The following is a 15,813-nucleotide window of genomic DNA, read 5'->3' as shown; positions in this document are numbered from 1 at the left end:
ATGCCGCACGATTGTCGCCCGCAGTCCCTGTTCGCCAACAAGTTCGGGTTGTGGGTCGGCTTCGGCTACGACGATTCGCAACTGAAGGAGCAGCGCCATCCGACCCGCGACGATCTCGACAAGGTCGCCTCCGACATCCCGGTGATCGCCATCCATCAGTCCAGCCATTTCGGCGCCTTCAAGGCGCTGAAGCTGGCGGACTTCGTGGTGCTGTCGGGCAATCCGATGACGATGCCGCGCGAGTCGCTGGGGGCGCTGCAGGTGCTGCGTACCGTCAAGGAAGGAAAGACGATCTACAGCCGGCCGTGATGACTCACCGGAACTGACGCAGGCCCCGCAGGACCCAGGGCACTCAGAGGGCGCGTACGAAGTCGGTGAGTGCGCCGTCGCCGGCCAGCAGGTGGTCGCCCAGCACCCGATTCCAGTGCGCCTCCGACCCATGCGCCATGCGCCATTCGTGCAGTCGGCGCGTCAGCAGTTGCAGGTCGTATTCCTCGGTGACGCCGATGGCGCCGTGCAGCGCGTGGGCGGTCGCGGCGATCAGCACCGCGGCTTCGCTGGCGCGCGACTTGGCGATCGCCGACGCCAGCAGCGGGGGCGCTTCGCCGTCGTCGCGGAAGGCGGCTTCGGCCGCGATAGCCGCCGCCGCCGTGTGCTCGGCCATCACGCTCAGCTGGTGCTGCACCGCCTGGAACTTGCCGAGCGATTTGCCGAACTGCACGCGATCGTTGCAGTACTGCAGGGTCATCTCGAAGATGCGGGTCATGGCGCCGGCGAGCATGGCGGCATGCAGGGCGGCGGCGAACGCGGGCAAGGCGGCGCCCGCATCGGCGAGCCGGCTCGTGCCGGCATCGCTGGTCCACGAAAGCGACGCGGCCAGGCTGCCATGGACGCCGGTCGGCGTGCGCCGCGCCGCCGCGCAGGGCAGCAGCAGCAGGGCGTCGCCGTCCCGGGCCAGCACGGCATCGGCGATGGCGCCGAAAGGCGTCAACGGGCAATGCAGCGTTCCATCCGCGTCGCGGCGCAGCGCGGTCGCCAGCGTGACCATGCCGTCCGGCATGGGCAGCCGGCTGCCCAGCAGCGCGCGCGCGACGATGCTCTGGCCCAACGGCACCGGCACGGCGTACCGGCCCAGATGGCACAGCACGGGGAACAGTTCCGCGAGCGGCAGTTCCGCGCCGCCCTCGGCCTCGGGGGCCAGCAGCGCGAGAAAGCCGGCGCTCTCCACGGATTTCCACAAGGCCGCGGGCGAGCCGCCGGCCTCGATGGCGCGCACCACCGCCGGCGTGCATTGGTCGCGGAGGATGTCTTCAATGGCTTCTGCAAACATGGTCAGGGTTCTTTCGCCGGAGGTCAGCGCAGGCCGAGACCGCGCGCGATCATTCCGCGCAGGATCTCGCGCGTGCCGCCGCGCAGGGAGAAGGTGGGCGCCACCTGGCTGACGTAGGCGACCGCGCGGTACAGCTCGGGGTCGACGGCGCCTTCGGGGTCCATGGCGATGGCCGCCTCGATGACGGCCGGGATGCTCTGCTCGAACTCGGTGCCGATGTCCTTCACCAGCGCCGCCTCGACCACCGGGCTCTCGCCGTTCACCAGTTTGGTGGTCACCGCGATCGACATGTTGCGCAGCGTGGCCAGGTGGGCGGCGAAGCGGCCGATGGTGGCGGCATGCACCGAGGCGCCCGGCGTGCGGCGCAGGCAGGCGATCCAGTGCTCGAGCAGAACGATGCTCGAATAGATGCGCTCCGGTCCGCTGCGCTCGAAGGCCAGCTCGGCGTTCACCTGTGCCCAGCCGCTGCCCTCGGTGCCGATGAGCGCGTCGTCGGCGAGCAGCACGTCGTCGAACAGCACCTCGGAGAAATGGGCATCGCCCGCCAGGTCACGGATCGGCCGCACGCTCACGCCCGGCAGCGAGAGGTCGACGATGAACTGCGACAGGCCCTGCTGGCGGTCCTTCGATTCGCCGGAGGACCGGACCAGCGCGATCATGTAGTGGCAATGCTGCGCGTTGGTCGTCCAGATCTTGCGGCCGTTGAGGCGCCAGCCGCCTTCGCAGCGCACCGCGCGGGTGGCGACGCTCGCGAGATCGGAGCCCGAGTTGGGCTCGCTCATGCCGATGCAGAAGAAGGCCTCGGCAGCGCAGATCTTCGGCAGGTAGAAGGCGCGCTGCGCCTCGGTGCCGAACTTCAGGATCAACGGCCCGCTCTGGCGGTCGGCGATCCAGTGCGCGGACACCGGCGCGCCCGCGGCCAGCAGTTCTTCCACCAGCACGAAGCGCGAGAAGGCATCGAGGCTGGCGCCGCCGTACGGGGCCGGCAGGGTCACGCCCACCCAGCCGCGGGCGGCGAGCTTCCGGCTGAAGCTGGCGCTGAACCCCATCCACGAACGCGCGCGAACATCCGCCGGCGCAGCGTCGAGGTGGGTGCGAAGAAAGGCCTTCACCTCCTCGCGAAACGCCTGCGTTTCGGGGGGCAGGGCGGCAAGCCTGAAGGCGGACAGCAGTTGGCTCAAGGCGTTCTCCGGCGGTGCTCAGAGGCCGATCGTGTAGCCGCCATTGGCCGACAGATGCTGTCCCGTGATGTACGAAGCCGCATCCGAGAGCAGGAAGCACACCGGGCGCGCGACTTCCACCGGCTCGGCCCAGCGTCCGAGCGGAATCTGTGCGCGGTAGGTTTCGGCGAACTTCTCGCTGCGGATGGTTTCGGTCATGGGCGTCTCGACCACGCCGAAGCCGACGGTGTTCACGCGCACGTTGTACTTGGCCCACTCGCGCGCCGCGCACATCGTGAGGCCCAGCAGGCCCGCCTTGGCCGCGCCATAGTTGATCTGGCCGATGGTGCCGCGCCGTCCGGCGTCCGACGAGATGTTGATGATCGAGCCCTGGGTCTTGTCGCCCGCGCGCGCACGGGCCAGCATGTGGCGGCCCGCGGCCTGCAGGAAGAAGAAGGAGCCGGTGAGGTGCACGTCGATGACCTGCTGCCACTCCTCCTTGGTCATCTTCTCGATCATCGCGGTGCGGGTGATGCCTGCGTTGTTGACGAGACCATGCACGGCGCCGAACCGGGCCACGGCTTCGTCGATGGTGCGCTGCGCGAAGGCCTCGTCGGCCACGCTGCCGGCCATCGGCAGCACGCGGTCGGCGCCGGCTTCGTCGCGAAACGCTTCCAGCGCGCCGGCGTTGAGGTCGACGGCCGTGACGGTGGCGCCGAGTTTCAGCGCCAGTTCGGCGATGGCGCGGCCGATGCCTTGCGCCGCGCCGGTCACCACGATGCTCTTGTTCGCGAGCGAGAGGGATTCGTCGTTCATGTCGGGTTCCTTCGTCTTTGACTCAAAGTGTTTCTTCGGTGCCGAGCACCAGCGTGGCCTGGCTCGACAGTTCGCCGCCGTTGCCGTGCGCCACGGCCAGCTTCGCGTCCTTCACCTGCCGCTCGCCGGCCTGGCCCATCAGCTGCTGGGTGGCTTCGACCATGGTGAACAGGCCATACATGCCCGGGTGCACGCACGAGAGGCCCCCGCCGTTGGTGTTCACGGGCAGCGCGCCGCCCGGTGCGATGCGGCCGCCTTCGACGAAGGCGCCGCCTTCGCCCTTCTTGCAGAAGCCGAGGTCTTCGAGGAACAGGAGCGTGTTGATCGTGAAGGCGTCATAGAGCTCGACCACGTCGATGTCGGCGGGCTTGACGCCGGCCTGGGCGAAGGCGCGCGCACCGGAGTGCACGGCCGCGGTGGTCGTGAGGTCGGGCATCGAGGTGATGTCGCGATGGTCCGTGGCCGCCGCGGCGCCGAGCAGGTAGACCGGGCGTTTCGCCATGTGTTTCGCGCGTTCGGCGCTCACCATGACCACGGCGGCGGCGCCGTCGGTCACCAGGCAGCAGTCGCGCACGCTGATCGGGTCCGACACCATGCGGGCCTGGAGGTAGTCCTCCATCGTGAGCGGATCGCGCATGAAGGCGTCGGGGTTCAGTGCCGCCCACCGGCGCGCGGCGATGGCGACTTCGCCGAGCTGCTCGCGCTTCAGCCCGTACTGGTGCATGTAGCGCGAGGTGGCGAACGCATAGGCCCCCACGGGGCGCCCGAGCTTGTACGGCGCCTCGTAGGCCGAGGGGCGCATCGCGCTGACCAGACCACCCGAGGCGGTGCGCTGGTTGCTGCCGTAGGCGATCAGCGCGACATCGCATTGCCCTGCTTCGATCGCCAGCGCCGCCCACATCGCATGCGTGAGGAAGGCGGAGCCGCCGGTGCGGTTGTTCTCGGTCAGGCGCGGCTGGATGCCCAGGTACTCGGCGAAAGTGAGCCCGGAGAGGAAGTCGTCGGGCAGGCCGATGAAGAGGCCGTCCACGTCGCCCGGCGCGAGGCCAACCTGGTCGAGCGCCCCGAGGCTGGCCGAGACGGCGAGGTCCATCGAACTCATGCCGGGCGATTCGCCCATGCCGTAGGTGCTTGCGGCCACGATGGCCGATTTGCCGCGCGGAAAGCGGTCGTTCGTGGTCATGCCTGGCTCCCTGCGTCCGGCGCAATGTCAAAGAGAAGAATCGGCTTGTCGTCCTGCCGGCCGATGCGCGCCTGGACCTTCATGCCGATGCGCACCGCGTCGGGCGCGATGCCTTCGACGCGGCTCATCAGGCGGGGGCCTTCGTCGAGGTCGACCAGCACGACGTTGTACGGCTGCTGCGGCGGCTTGACGCGCACCACCGTGGTGGCGTGCACCGTGCCGCGGCCGGACGCCTCGACCCACTCGAGGTCGCGGGCACCGGTCACCGGCTCGGCCACGCGGGGGTAGAAAAAGTACTTGCCGCTGGCGCGCGAGCGCTGCAGCATGAACTTGCCTTCGGCGAGATGCGCGAAGTAGCTTGCTTCGGGACGAATGTCGGTCATGGGGTTTGCTGCCGGGTCAGGGTTTCGTGGCGGGCCATTGGTAGAGCGGTGCTTCCTTGGCCATGAAGCGGCGCACGGCTTCGGCGTGGAATTCGCTTTCGCGGCAGATGGCTTGCGCCATGGCCTCCTGCGCGTACACCTCGCCCCGGTCGGATTCGAAGGCGCGGTTCATCACGCTCTTCGCGAGGCCCAGCGCTTCGGTCGGCGCGCTGTGGAAACGGGCCGCGAACTCGAGCGCCGCCGGCAGGAGCGTGTCCGGCTCGCACACCGTGTGCACCAGCCCGAGGGTCTTCGCCTCTTCGGCACCGACCACGCGCGCGGTAAAGACGAGTTCCTTGGCGCGCGCGAGCCCGATGGCGCGCGGCAGCAGGTACATCGCGCCCGTGTCCGGCACATAGCCGAGCCGCGTGAAGGCACTGCAGAAGGTGGCGCGGGACGAAGCCAGCACGAAGTCGGCGCACAGCGCCAGCGACAGGCCGGCGCCGAAGGCCACGCCGTCGACGGCGGCGATCAGCGGCTTTTCGAGGTCGATCAACTCGTCGAGCCAGCGGTGAATCTTGCGGATGCGCTCGCGGCCTTCGAAGATGTCGCGCTTCTGGCCCTGCTGCTCCGACAGCACCTTGACGTCGCCGCCCGCGCAGAAATGGCCGGCGGCGCCGGTGAGAACGACCGCCCGCACGGCCGCGTCGTCGCGCACCCGCGCCACGGCGGCGGCCAGTTCCTCGCGCATGGCGTAGTCGAACGCGTTGCGCTGAGCGGGCCGGTTGAGCGTGAGCACGGCCGTCGCGCCCACCTGGGAGATGTCTACAACGGGCATGGTTGTCCTTTCATTCTTTTCAGTAGCGGATCTGCATCAGCCAGGTCGCGACCATGACCGGCCGCTCGGCGCCTTCGACGTGCACTTCGACGTGCCAGACGCAGCGAACCTCGTCGGGCTTGATGTCGTCGACGCGCTCGAGCTGGAAGCTGCCGACCAGCCGCGAGCCGCTGGGCACCGGGCCGGTGAACCGGATCTTGTCGAAGCCGTAGTTCAGCGCCATCTTCCGGTTGGGAAACTCGAAGCAGCGGTGGTACCAGCCCGTGATGAGCGACAGCGTCAGCAGCCCATGGGCGATGGTGGTCTTGAAGGGCGACTCGGTGGCGGCGCGTTGCGGATCGGTGTGAATCCACTGCCGGTCCTGGGTGACGCCGGCGAAGACGTCGATGGTTTCCTGGTCGACCGTGATGGCGTCGCCCGTGACCTGCGGCGCGCCCACGAACGCCTTGAGGGCCTGGATGGAGTCGAAGCTTTTCTTGCCCATGGTGTCAGTCCGCCTTCACGCCCAGCGACTTGGCCAGTGGAATCCAGCGCGTGCGCTCGTCGGCGATGAACTTGCCGAAGACCTCCGGCGATCCGGGCATCGGCTGCGCGCCGATGGCCTGGAGCTTCTCGATCAGCTCGGGCTTCTTGAGCGCCTCGTTGATGGCCTTGTTCATTTCGTTGACGATGGCCGGTGGCGTGTTCGCCGGCGCCACCACGCCGAACCAGGCGCTGGCTTCCGCTTTCGGGTAGCCCGCTTCCTTCAGCGTGGGCACGTTCGGCAGCTGCGGGAAGCGCACGCTGTCGAGAATCGCCAGCGGATGGATCTTGCCTGCCTTGGCCTGCTGCATCGACGAGGGCAGGGCGTCGAACATGATGTCGACGTTGTTGCCCATCATGCTCATGATGGCCGGCGCGCTGCCGGTGAACGGAACGTGCGTGACCTTGAAGCCCATCAGCGAGGTGGCGTATTCGCCCGCCAGGTGCGTGATGTTGCCGCTGCTGGCCGACCCCATGGTCAGCTTGCCCGGTTCCTTCTTGCCCAGCGCGATCAGCTCGGCCACGTTCTTGACGCTCAGGTCCTTGCGCGTCACCAGCAGCAGGGGCGACTTGCCCATGCCCGACACCGGAACGAAGGACTTCTCCGGGTCGTAGGGCATCTTGGCGTAGAGCGCCGCGTTGATCACCAGCGGTGCGTTCGAGCCGACGAAGAAGGTCTTGCCGTCGGGCTCGGCGCGCGCCGCCAGGTCGCCCGCGATCATGCCGGCGGCCCCGGCCTTGTTGTCCACGATGATCGGCGCGCCGAGAATGACCGAGGCGTCCTGCGCCACCAGCCGCGTGATCTGGTCGGCGGCGCCGCCGGCCGGGTAGGGCACCAGGAAGCGGATCGGCGTCTTCTGCTGCGCCTGGGCCGCGAAGCCGGCGACGAGCAGCAGCGAGGCGATGGCCGCCGTGCGAAGGGGTGTGAACTTCATGATCTTGTCTCCGTTTGGTTGGGGTGGGCGCGCTTACACGACGCCCATGGCTTTCAGTTCGGCCAGGCGTTCGTCCGACAGCCCGAGCCGGTCGCCCAGGACGGCGCTGTTGTGCTCGCCCAGCGTGGGTGCCGAGCGCGTATAGCGGATCGGCGTTTCCGACAGGCGGATCGGGTTGGCCACGCTGGGCGCCTGGACGCCCGCGCTGTGCGGCAGCGACAGCTGCATCTCGCGGTGCGTGACCTGCGGGTCCTCGAACACCTGCTTCATGTTGTGGATCGGGCCGCAGGGCACGTTGCGGGCCTCGAGCAGCGCAACCCAGTCTTCCATGGCGCGCGCCAGCATCGCCTCGGCCACCTGCGGGATGAGCGTCTCGCGGTTGCGGTTGCGTTGCGCCGTGGTGCTGTACAGCGGGTCTTCGGCCAGCGCGGGGCGGTCGATCGCCTTGCAGAAGGCGGCGTACTGCGCGTCGTTGCCCACCGCGATGATGATGTCGCCTTCCTTGCAGCGGAAGACCTGGTAGGGAACCATGTTGGAGTGCGCGTTGCCCATGCGCTGCGGGATCTTGCCCGAGAGGAAGTAGTTGATCGCCTGGTACGAGTTGATCGTGACGATGCAGTCCAGCAGCGACATGTCGATGTACTGCCCTTCGCCGCTCACGCGGCGGTGCTCGATGGCCGCGAGGATCGCGGAGGTGGCGTACATGCCGGTCAGCAGGTCGCTGATCGCGATGCCGCTCTTCATGGGGGCGGCGCCGGGCTCGCCGTCGGGCACGCCGGTGATGCTCATCAGCCCGCCCATGCCCTGGAACACGTAGTCGTAGCCCGGCAGCGCCGCATACGGGCCGTCCTGGCCGAAGCCCGTGACCGAGCAGTACACCAGGCGCGGGTTGATCTTGCGCAGGTCTTCGTAGGCCAGGCCGTAGCGCGCGAGCGTGCCGACCTTGTAGTTCTCGACCAGGATGTCGGCGTCGCGCGCAAGCTGGCGAATGATCTCCTGTCCCTCGGGCTTCGCCAGGTCGACAGTGACCGACTGCTTGCCGCGGTTCGCGCTCAGGAAGTAGGAGGAGTCGCGGGTCTCGCGGCCCTCGGCGTCCTTGAGGAAGGGAGGGCCCCAGTAGCGGGTGTCGTCGCCCACGCCGGGGCGCTCGATCTTGATCACCTCGGCACCCATGTCGGCGAGGTTCTGGGTGGCCCACGGGCCCGCGAGGATGCGGGTCAGGTCGAGCACCTTGAGGTGCCCCAATGCCGTCTTCATGTGTGCTTCCTGTCCTGTGTCGATGGCGTGAGGATAGGGTGGCGCTACATGTTCGGTCCAATATTAAATAGTCGAAAAGCGATATACGATCGGTATCGAGATCTGTCGCAACGCCATAGGGAAGCTTTTCCTTTGTGATATCAATGAAGTATTGAAATCGTTAAATTCAATATTGGACGTGTCGGGGTTGAAGCCCTACGCTGGCCGCCTGTCCAACACCCTGAAGAGGCCTTCCGCGATGCCAGACTTTCTCCTGTACGAGCAGCAAGACCACGTCGTCACGCTGACGATGAACGAACCTGGCCGCCGCAATCCGCTCACGGGCAATTCCGCCGTGCCGGACTTCCTGGCCGCGATCGACCGCATCCACAACGCCCGCAGCGTGCGCGCGGTGATCCTGACCGGCGCGGGCACGGCCTTTTCCTCGGGCGGCGACATCCGCGACATGGAGCGGCAGGCGTCGGGCGAGGTCTCGGGCATGCAGATCCGGCAGGAATACCGCACCGGCATCCAGAAGCTTCCGCTGGCGCTGTTCAACCTCGAAGTGCCGATCATTGCCGCCGTGAACGGCGCCGCCATCGGCGCGGGGCTCGACCTCGCCTGCATGTGCGACGTGCGCATCGCATCGGAGCACGCCAAGTTCGCCGAGAGCTTCGTCAAGCTCGGGATCATTCCCGGCGACGGTGGCGCCTGGCTGCTGCCGCGCATCGTCGGCATGTCGCGCGCCTCGGAGATGTCGTTCACCGGCGAAGTGATCGGCGCGGAACTGGCGGCCAGCTGGGGTCTGGTCTCGCGCGTGGTGCCGGCCGGCCAGCTGCTCGCCACCGCCAACGAACTGGCCCGGCGCATCGCGGCCAATCCGCCGCACGCCGTGCGCCTGACCAAGCGGCTGCTGCGCGAGGCCATGCACACGCGCCTGGACACCTTGCTCGAAATGGCTTCGGCCTTCCAGGCGATGTCGCACCAGACCGCCGACCACAAGGAGGCCGTGGCAGCCTTCCTGGCCAAGCGCCCGGCTGTCTTCAAGGGGTGATGTGGGCGGGCTCGCAGGCACGGCACGGGCGGCAAGGGGCGAGGGCTCCGTTATGCTCGACGCCAGTGATTCAGCCAAGCCCATGGACCTGCGACGCATCCGCCACTTTGTCGTTCTTGCCGAGACGCTCAACTTCCGCCGCGCGGCCGAGCGCCTGCACATGGCGCAGCCGCCGCTGACGGTCTCGATCCAGAAACTCGAAGCAGAGCTCGGCACCCGGCTGTTCACCCGCGAGTCCACCGGCGTCCTGCTCACGCCCACCGGGCAGGCGGTGCTGATCGAGGCCCGCAAGCTGCTCTTCCACGGCAACCAGTTGCGCGAGACCGCGATGAGCACGCTGGCGGGAACCGGCGGCGTGCTGCAGATCGGCTTCGTCGGCTCCACCACCTACGGCATGCTGCAGAAGCTGCTGCCGCTGTTTCGTGCCGAGTACCCCGGCGTCGAACTGATCCTGCGCGAAGCGACGTCGGTGAGCATCCTGCAGCAGCTCGAAGACAAGTCGCTCGACATCGGGCTCGTGCGCGTGCCCCTGATGCAGCCGACCGGGGCCACGCTGCTCCAGCTGGAGCGCGAGGAGTACGTGGCAGCGCTGCCGCGCGGCAATCCGCTGGCCGGCAAGGGCATGCTCAAGCTGTCGGACATGGCCGGCGAGTCCTTCATCATGTATGCCGCCGGCCAGGCCTCCGGCCTTCACGGCACGGCCATGTTCGCGTGCCAGCAGGCCGGCTTCATTCCGCGCGTGACACAGCAGGCCATCCAGGTGCAGACGGTGCTCGCACTGGTCGAGAGCGGTCTCGGCGTGGCGCTGGTGCCGTCGGTGATGCAGCGCTATGTGAGCGAGAAGATCGTCTACCGGCCTTTCGTGGATTTCCCGGCGACGGCCTCGATCGGGCTCTCGCTCGCCTACATGGCCGACACCGAGAGTCCGGCCGCCAGCCGCTTCCGGGCCTTGGCGGCGCGCGAGTTTCCGTTGGTCCAGGCGGGCTAGCCGCCCAGTCGCGAGGCTTCTCTCATGCCCGTTTCCGATTCGCTCCTTCTTCGCAACGTGCGCCCGCTGGGCGCGGCGCCCGTCGACCTGCTGGTGACCGGCGATCGCATCGCGGCGGCAGGCGTCGCGCTGGCCGTGCCCGCCGGCTGCGTGGTGGAGGAGGGCGGCGGCGCACTGCTGCTGCCGGGCCTGGTCGAAGGCCACACTCACCTTGACAAGACCTTGTGGGGCCTGGACTGGTACCGCAACGAGGTCGGCACCCGGCTCATCGACAAGATCGACAACGAGCGCGCCTTCCGCGAGGCGAGCCGCCACGACGCCGCGGCCCAGTCGCTGGCGCTCGCCAAGGACTTCCTCGCCCTCGGAACGACCCGGCTGCGCACCCACGTCGACATCGACACCCAGGCCGGCCTGCGCCACCTCGACGGCGTGATGCGCACGCGCAGCACGCTCAAGGCGTTGCAGCAGATCCAGATCGTCGCCTTTCCGCAATCGGGCCTGCTGCAGCGGCCCGGCACGGCCGAGCTGCTCGACGACGCGATGTCACAGGGTGCCGATGTGCTCGGCGGCCTCGACCCCTGCGCGATCGACGGCGACCCGGTGCGCTCGCTCGACACGCTGTTCGGCATCGCCGAGCGCCGTGGCTGTCCGCTCGACATCCATCTTCACGAGCCGGGCCCGATGGGGGCCTTCTCGCTGGCGCTGATCCTGGATCGCGCGGCCGCGCTCGGCATGCACGGCCGGGTCGCGATCAGCCATGGCTTCTGCCTGGGCGAACTGCCCGAGCGCGAGCGCGACTTGCTGCTGGCGCGCATGGCGAAGCTGGACGTGGTGCTGATCACCAGCGCGCCCCCTTCGCGCCACGTCCCGCCCTTGATGGCCTGCCGCCAGGCCGGCGTGACGGTGCTGGGCGGCAACGACGGCATCCGCGACACCTGGTCGCCCTACGGCAGCCCCGACATGCTGGAGCGCGCGATGCTGATCGGCATGCGCTACAACCTGCGCCGCGACGACGAGCTCGACATCGCGCTCGACTGCGTCACCCACGCTGGCGCGCGCGGCTGCGGCTTCGCCGCCTATGGCCTCGCGACGGGCGACCGCGCCGACCTGGTGCTGGTGCAGGCGCAGACGGTGGCGCAGGCGGTCGTCGTACGGCCGCCACGTCGACTGGTCGTGGCCGGCGGACGCATCGTTGCGCGCGACAACGTCTTGCTGCCGGACGCGGTGCCTGCGTGAGCCGGCCGCTGGCCGGCACGGCACGCGGGGACGCGGCATCGCCCTGGCGCGTTGCGAGTCGGACTAAAAGGCTGGAAGTCGCGAGCTGCTGCTCAACGAAGTCGCGCAGCGCCCGCGTAAAAAGAGCTGCACCGCCACCGGCCGCATGGGCAGCTAGTAGCGCTGGATCTCGGCGGTACGCGTGATCGTCAAGTCCTGTTCGCAGCCAAGAATCTGACCTTGGTTGATCGCGTTCGCGGAGCACTCCTTGTCTCGGCGCTTGATCCACGCGCGCTGCTCGTTGCGCAATTTGATCTTGCCGTCTGCGTCAAGCCGCGCCATGGCTTGCTTGTAGGCGACATTGAGTGCCTTGTCCGCCCTTGCAGCGTCTTCTCCTGCGCACGCCCACTGTCCTTCCTGTTCACATGCGCGCGGCGCGGCGGCGGCGATGTTTGCGGCGAGCGCGAGAGCGAGGAAGACGAGGGACTTCGAGATCATGGGTTGGTTGTCGATTCGGTTTGAGAGGTATCAGAATGTATCAATCTGCCTGACCACCTCGAACCGGCCGACGCGCTGCGACTCACCTGGATTGCTGACCCATGCCCTGGGTCGGCGTCGCGGCGATCACTTTCGCGCCGATGCACGGCGCGTCGGCCCTAGGCGGACGGCATCCGCTCGAATGCCGGCAACGAGGGATCGATGGCGTCCCACGCCAGCCCGCGGACGCTGTAGGTGAGCACCTGCGGCGCGAAGCGGCCCGGCTCGTCCAGGCTGCCCGCATGGACCGCGATCAGCTCCGGCATCGCGGCGAAGCGCAGGAAGACCGGTGTGCCGCAGACCGGGCAGAAGGCGTGGATCTTCACGTTGCCGCTGTCGCCCGCGACCTCCCAGTGCGTCGCCTCGCCGGTGATCGCCATCTCGGCGCGCGCGGGAAAGGTCAGGTAGGAGCCGTGCCCGGTGCCGCTTCGCCGCTGGCAGTCGCTGCACTGGCAGTGGTTCTGGAAGACGGGCGCGTGCTGGGTCGTGTAGCGGATCGCGCCGCACGCGCATCCGCCGGTGTAGGACTGGGTCATGAAAAACTCCTGGTTCAGGCCGTCTTCGGCTTGGCGAAAACGTCGATGCCCTGTCCCGTTTCGAGCAGGGACTTCAGGCTGGAAAGAACGATCGGCCAGCCCTGCTGGATGCCCTTGGCCATCCCGCTGCCGGCCTCGAGTTCGTCGTGGGTGACGGTCAGCCGCACCATGTCCTCGTAGGCCGCGACGTCGAAACTCACGCGGCTGTAGCTGGCCGGATCGGCCGCCTGCGAGGGGTCCGCCCAGGTGATGACCAGGCGCGCCGGCGGCGCGACCTCGACCACCTTGCCGACCAGCTGGACCGTGCGCTGCTCGTTGGCGCGCACATGCTCCCAGGTCGATCCGGGTTTCCAGTCGGAAACGTTCTCGTGGCCCCAGTAGCGCCGCGCGATCTCCGGTTTCGTGATGGCCTCGAACACCTTTTCCGGCGTCGAGCGGATGTAGGTCACGTAAACGAAGCTGGTCTTTTCCTTGCTCATTGTCATTCTCCTTCGAGTTCGTTCTTCAGGTCATGCAGCAGGGTGAGCCGCTGCTGTTCGAATTTCCGCACCCAACGCTCGTAGACCTCGTGCAGCGGCACCGGGTTGATGAAGTGCAGCTTCTCGCGGCCGCGCCGGACCGTGCTGACCAGATTGGCTGCCTCCAGGATCCCGATGTGCTGCGTGGCCGATTGCCGCGCCATGTCCAGGTGCTCGCAGAGTTCGCCCAGCGTCTGCCCGTTCTTCTCGTACAGCAGGTCGAGCAGCTTTCTGCGTGTCGGGTCGCCCAGTGCCTTGAAAACCTTGTCTGTGTCCATCCGTTGCGTTTCGTGCGTGAGGGGATGATATGCAGTTAAATACCTGCATGTCAAGCGGTGTGATGATCGGATGTTCGATGCCTGAGAACCGCAAGAGGGACCTCTTGCTGAGCGCGCCGGCCGGCCTTACGCCTCCAACCGACCTTTCAATACATCACGACCTTTCTGTGTGATCGCGAGGACCTGGGCCGCCTTCTGGCACATTTGGCCGCGATTCAAACGATCAGGCAGGGGAATGAAGGCCTGGATCAATCCGGCAGCGCGCAGGACGCGAAGATGGTCGATCTCACCCGGGTCATACACCGTGCAAGGGAGATCCCGCTCCGCGATTCGACGCAGGAAATCCATCGGCATAGTTCGGCTCCTTTGAAAAGATGAACGCAAAGTCTGGGCTTTCTGGAGAAGGCCGGAGCCGCCCGCTTGAGCGGCGCCGAACCCCATGCGCAAACTCGCTATGCGGTCGCGTCGACGGCCATCAGTTCTTCCTTGCGCGACTCAAGCTGCGCGCGGATGGCAACCAGATCGAGGCCGCGCGCTGCACGCGCCTTGACGAAGATCTCGTTGCGTTCCTCCTTGACGTGATGGTCGATGTACTCGCCGAGGACGGTCACCTTGGCGTCGAACTTGTCATCCACGTCCACTGCTGCCTGGATCTGCGCGATCAGTTCCTTGGCGCTGGCGTGCTCGACCTCGGCCTCGTCCAGCAGATCGGTATCCTTGATCGCCTCCCTGAGGGCCGGATAGAAGATCTCCTCTTCGAGCTGGGCATGGACCGTCAACTCGTTGCAAATCTCCGTGGCGAGGTCGCGCTTTTTCTGCGGGGTGCTCGTCGCCCTCGACTTGATGAGTTCCGCATACGCGGTGAACAGCTTCTTGACGTTTCGATGATCGGTGTCGAGGAGACTGCAGGCATCGGCTGGCGCGCGTTTGGCGGTCGTGGGCATCGTGGGCTCCGGTGAGGTTGGGGAGTCGGAGAATGAAATGCAGCCCTTCGCTTCGGCGTAGGAGACGGACGCTTCCGCGCACCGGAGAAGTCAACACCCTCAGGGCCATCGTCGGTGGAAGTTCAGAGGCGCGGAAAGAGGCCTGAAGGCTCAATGCCCATCCGAGCGTCATAGGAGTACCCTTCATGGGCCGGGGCGCGCACGTTGTCCGCGCGCAAGTGGGTAATGACGTGCGGGAGGTTCCCCTATGAGCAACTCCGAACGCCAGCAATTTTCATCTCCCGACTGGCGCATGGAAGTGGCCGCAGATGCCGGGCTGAACGGAAGCGGGTCCTATCACGCGGACGTTTTCCGGCTTGGCACTTTCGTGTGTCGGATCGCCTTGGCGCGTCAGTTCACCGACCATGCGGCCGCTGAGGCCGCACTCGCCGTCCGCGTACAAGAATGGCTGAATGACTACGAAGCCCGGCTTGGCGCCAAGGACACCGGCGCTTCAGATTCCCCAGCGCCATCCCGGCTTGCCAAGGAACATCCAATGTCGTCGAACCACACGGAGCCGAACGTGGCCATCGAGGCGACCCCGACCATCGACGATGCACTTGAGCAGAACAAGCAGGTGACCGAGGAAATCAAGGTTGCTGCCGATGAACTGGGGCTGGTTCACGCAGTGCTGGACAAGCAAATTCCTGGGGACGTTCACCATGGCGACGTGGCAGATGCTGTCGCGCGGACGGACGAACTGGAAAAGCGGTTGAGCAAGTCGACGGAAGCGCTGGACGAGGTCAACGAAACCTTGGAGCGCGTAGCCGACGCGCAGAGCAGGCCGGACGAGCAATCGCTCGCACCGGGCCAGGCCGCCAAGCCTGCGCCCGGCTTGGCCTCTGGCCCTTGACGTGCTGCTCGACCGCGCCGTTGGGCAGTGCTGCGCGAGTTTGCCGGAACGCTCAGCCAGCAGCGAGTACCCGCAGCCGCCGCGCTGGCGCTCACCGAGCCATGTCTGGCGATCACTGTTGACTGACCCGTCTGATCGTCGGCTGATCAAGTCGACGGGGCTCGCTGAGCCCCGGGTCGGTCTTGAGTGATCCGCTGCGGGCCACGCAAAGCCCGCGAACCCTAGCCCCCCTGCTCGCCCGCGGCGCGGATTTCCACGCGGCGGTTCGGCTCGAAGCAGGCGATGAGCTCGGTACGGTTCCTGGCCTTGCCCTGGGCCTTGCAATCGGCCTCGGTGACCTTCAGGTCCGACGGGCCGCGGCCTTCGGTCTGGATCACGTTGGCCGGCACGCCTTGGCTGACCAGGTAGTCGCGCACGGAGTTGGCCCGTGCCACGGACAGGCGCTGGTTGAACTCGAGGCTGCCTATCG

21 protein-coding genes are annotated in these 15,813 nt (G+C 67.3%); 5 read left to right on the top strand and 16 right to left on the bottom strand.

Annotated elements, in window-relative coordinates:
* Entirely contained in the window at window positions 1-309 is a 309-nt protein-coding gene (locus AC1D2O_RS24070) for an amidohydrolase family protein (RefSeq protein WP_478088821.1), read from the top strand.
* Window positions 310-352: 43 nt separating this feature from the next.
* On the opposite strand, the gene AC1D2O_RS24065 is transcribed toward AC1D2O_RS24070, so the two are convergent.
* The 9 genes from AC1D2O_RS24065 to AC1D2O_RS24025 are packed head-to-tail and all read right to left on the bottom strand — an operon-like array spanning window position 353 to window position 8,403.
* On the bottom strand, window positions 353-1,330 hold the full coding sequence (locus AC1D2O_RS24065; protein ID WP_478088823.1) for an acyl-CoA dehydrogenase family protein: 978 nt from the start codon (window positions 1,328-1,330) through the stop codon (window positions 353-355).
* A gap of 23 nt (window positions 1,331-1,353) precedes the next feature.
* Complete coding sequence (locus tag AC1D2O_RS24060) at window positions 1,354-2,511, bottom strand: acyl-CoA dehydrogenase family protein (protein ID WP_478158024.1); 1,158 nt, start codon at window positions 2,509-2,511, stop codon at window positions 1,354-1,356.
* Between the two features lie 18 nt (window positions 2,512-2,529).
* Window positions 2,530-3,306, bottom strand: coding sequence for an SDR family NAD(P)-dependent oxidoreductase (locus AC1D2O_RS24055; protein ID WP_478088827.1), 777 nt, complete (start codon window positions 3,304-3,306; stop codon window positions 2,530-2,532).
* Between the two features lie 22 nt (window positions 3,307-3,328).
* A complete protein-coding gene (locus AC1D2O_RS24050; RefSeq protein ID WP_478088829.1) occupies window positions 3,329-4,489 on the bottom strand; it encodes a thiolase in 1,161 nt (386 codons plus the stop codon).
* A complete protein-coding gene (locus AC1D2O_RS24045; RefSeq protein ID WP_478088831.1) occupies window positions 4,486-4,872 on the bottom strand; it encodes a Zn-ribbon domain-containing OB-fold protein in 387 nt (128 codons plus the stop codon). Before AC1D2O_RS24045 ends, AC1D2O_RS24050 begins: the two co-directional genes overlap by 4 nt.
* A gap of 16 nt (window positions 4,873-4,888) precedes the next feature.
* A complete protein-coding gene (locus AC1D2O_RS24040) occupies window positions 4,889-5,689 on the bottom strand; it encodes an enoyl-CoA hydratase/isomerase family protein (RefSeq protein WP_478088833.1) in 801 nt (266 codons plus the stop codon).
* Between the two features lie 19 nt (window positions 5,690-5,708).
* Window positions 5,709-6,173 carry a MaoC family dehydratase gene (locus tag AC1D2O_RS24035; protein WP_478088835.1) on the bottom strand — a complete coding sequence of 155 codons (465 nt, stop codon included), beginning with the start codon at window positions 6,171-6,173 and terminating at the stop codon, window positions 5,709-5,711.
* A gap of 4 nt (window positions 6,174-6,177) precedes the next feature.
* The gene (locus tag AC1D2O_RS24030) at window positions 6,178-7,146 is read right to left on the bottom strand and encodes a Bug family tripartite tricarboxylate transporter substrate binding protein (protein ID WP_478158023.1); all 969 of its coding nucleotides are present in this window, start codon (window positions 7,144-7,146) and stop codon (window positions 6,178-6,180) included.
* A gap of 33 nt (window positions 7,147-7,179) precedes the next feature.
* Window positions 7,180-8,403 (bottom strand): CaiB/BaiF CoA transferase family protein, encoded by a 1,224-nt coding sequence (locus AC1D2O_RS24025; protein WP_478088839.1) that lies wholly within the window; start codon window positions 8,401-8,403, stop codon window positions 7,180-7,182.
* A gap of 238 nt (window positions 8,404-8,641) precedes the next feature.
* Between AC1D2O_RS24025 and AC1D2O_RS24020 the strand changes: the two genes are divergently transcribed.
* The 3 genes from AC1D2O_RS24020 to AC1D2O_RS24010 all read left to right on the top strand — a co-directional run bounded on the left by AC1D2O_RS24020 (window position 8,642) and on the right by AC1D2O_RS24010 (window position 11,660).
* A complete protein-coding gene (locus AC1D2O_RS24020; RefSeq protein WP_478088841.1) occupies window positions 8,642-9,436 on the top strand; it encodes a crotonase/enoyl-CoA hydratase family protein in 795 nt (264 codons plus the stop codon).
* A gap of 82 nt (window positions 9,437-9,518) precedes the next feature.
* A complete protein-coding gene (locus AC1D2O_RS24015) occupies window positions 9,519-10,424 on the top strand; it encodes a LysR family transcriptional regulator (protein ID WP_478088843.1) in 906 nt (301 codons plus the stop codon).
* 24 nt (window positions 10,425-10,448) lie between these two features.
* Window positions 10,449-11,660 carry an amidohydrolase family protein gene (locus AC1D2O_RS24010; RefSeq protein WP_478088845.1) on the top strand — a complete coding sequence of 404 codons (1,212 nt, stop codon included), beginning with the start codon at window positions 10,449-10,451 and terminating at the stop codon, window positions 11,658-11,660.
* Window positions 11,661-11,813: 153 nt separating this feature from the next.
* Here AC1D2O_RS24010 and AC1D2O_RS24005 read toward each other — a convergent pair whose 3' ends face one another.
* The 6 genes from AC1D2O_RS24005 to AC1D2O_RS23980 form a co-directional block, all read right to left on the bottom strand.
* Entirely contained in the window at window positions 11,814-12,137 is a 324-nt protein-coding gene (locus tag AC1D2O_RS24005) for a lysozyme inhibitor LprI family protein (protein WP_478088847.1), read from the bottom strand.
* Window positions 12,138-12,295: 158 nt separating this feature from the next.
* A complete protein-coding gene (locus AC1D2O_RS24000; RefSeq protein WP_478088849.1) occupies window positions 12,296-12,712 on the bottom strand; it encodes a GFA family protein in 417 nt (138 codons plus the stop codon).
* 14 nt (window positions 12,713-12,726) lie between these two features.
* The gene (locus tag AC1D2O_RS23995; RefSeq protein WP_478158022.1) at window positions 12,727-13,191 is read right to left on the bottom strand and encodes an SRPBCC family protein; all 465 of its coding nucleotides are present in this window, start codon (window positions 13,189-13,191) and stop codon (window positions 12,727-12,729) included.
* Between the two features lie 2 nt (window positions 13,192-13,193).
* Window positions 13,194-13,508 (bottom strand): ArsR/SmtB family transcription factor, encoded by a 315-nt coding sequence (locus AC1D2O_RS23990; RefSeq protein ID WP_478158021.1) that lies wholly within the window; start codon window positions 13,506-13,508, stop codon window positions 13,194-13,196.
* A gap of 126 nt (window positions 13,509-13,634) precedes the next feature.
* Window positions 13,635-13,862 (bottom strand): hypothetical protein, encoded by a 228-nt coding sequence (locus AC1D2O_RS23985; RefSeq protein WP_478158020.1) that lies wholly within the window; start codon window positions 13,860-13,862, stop codon window positions 13,635-13,637.
* 98 nt (window positions 13,863-13,960) lie between these two features.
* Window positions 13,961-14,452, bottom strand: coding sequence for a hemerythrin domain-containing protein (locus AC1D2O_RS23980; protein ID WP_478158019.1), 492 nt, complete (start codon window positions 14,450-14,452; stop codon window positions 13,961-13,963).
* Between the two features lie 247 nt (window positions 14,453-14,699).
* Between AC1D2O_RS23980 and AC1D2O_RS23975 the strand changes: the two genes are divergently transcribed.
* Window positions 14,700-15,344, top strand: a complete 645-nt coding sequence (locus tag AC1D2O_RS23975) for a hypothetical protein (protein ID WP_477650798.1) — start codon at window positions 14,700-14,702, stop codon at window positions 15,342-15,344.
* A 221-nt stretch (window positions 15,345-15,565) separates the two neighbouring features.
* Here the strand turns inward: AC1D2O_RS23975 and AC1D2O_RS23970 are convergent.
* Window positions 15,566-15,813, bottom strand: a 248-nt coding sequence (locus tag AC1D2O_RS23970) for an OmpA family protein (RefSeq protein WP_478094733.1), incomplete at its 5' end; no start/stop codon positions are given.

Source organism: Variovorax sp. P1_G12 (assembly GCF_056405555.1).
The sequence above is the reverse complement of the archived record's forward strand: the minus strand, read 5'-3'. Positions and strand labels throughout refer to the sequence as shown.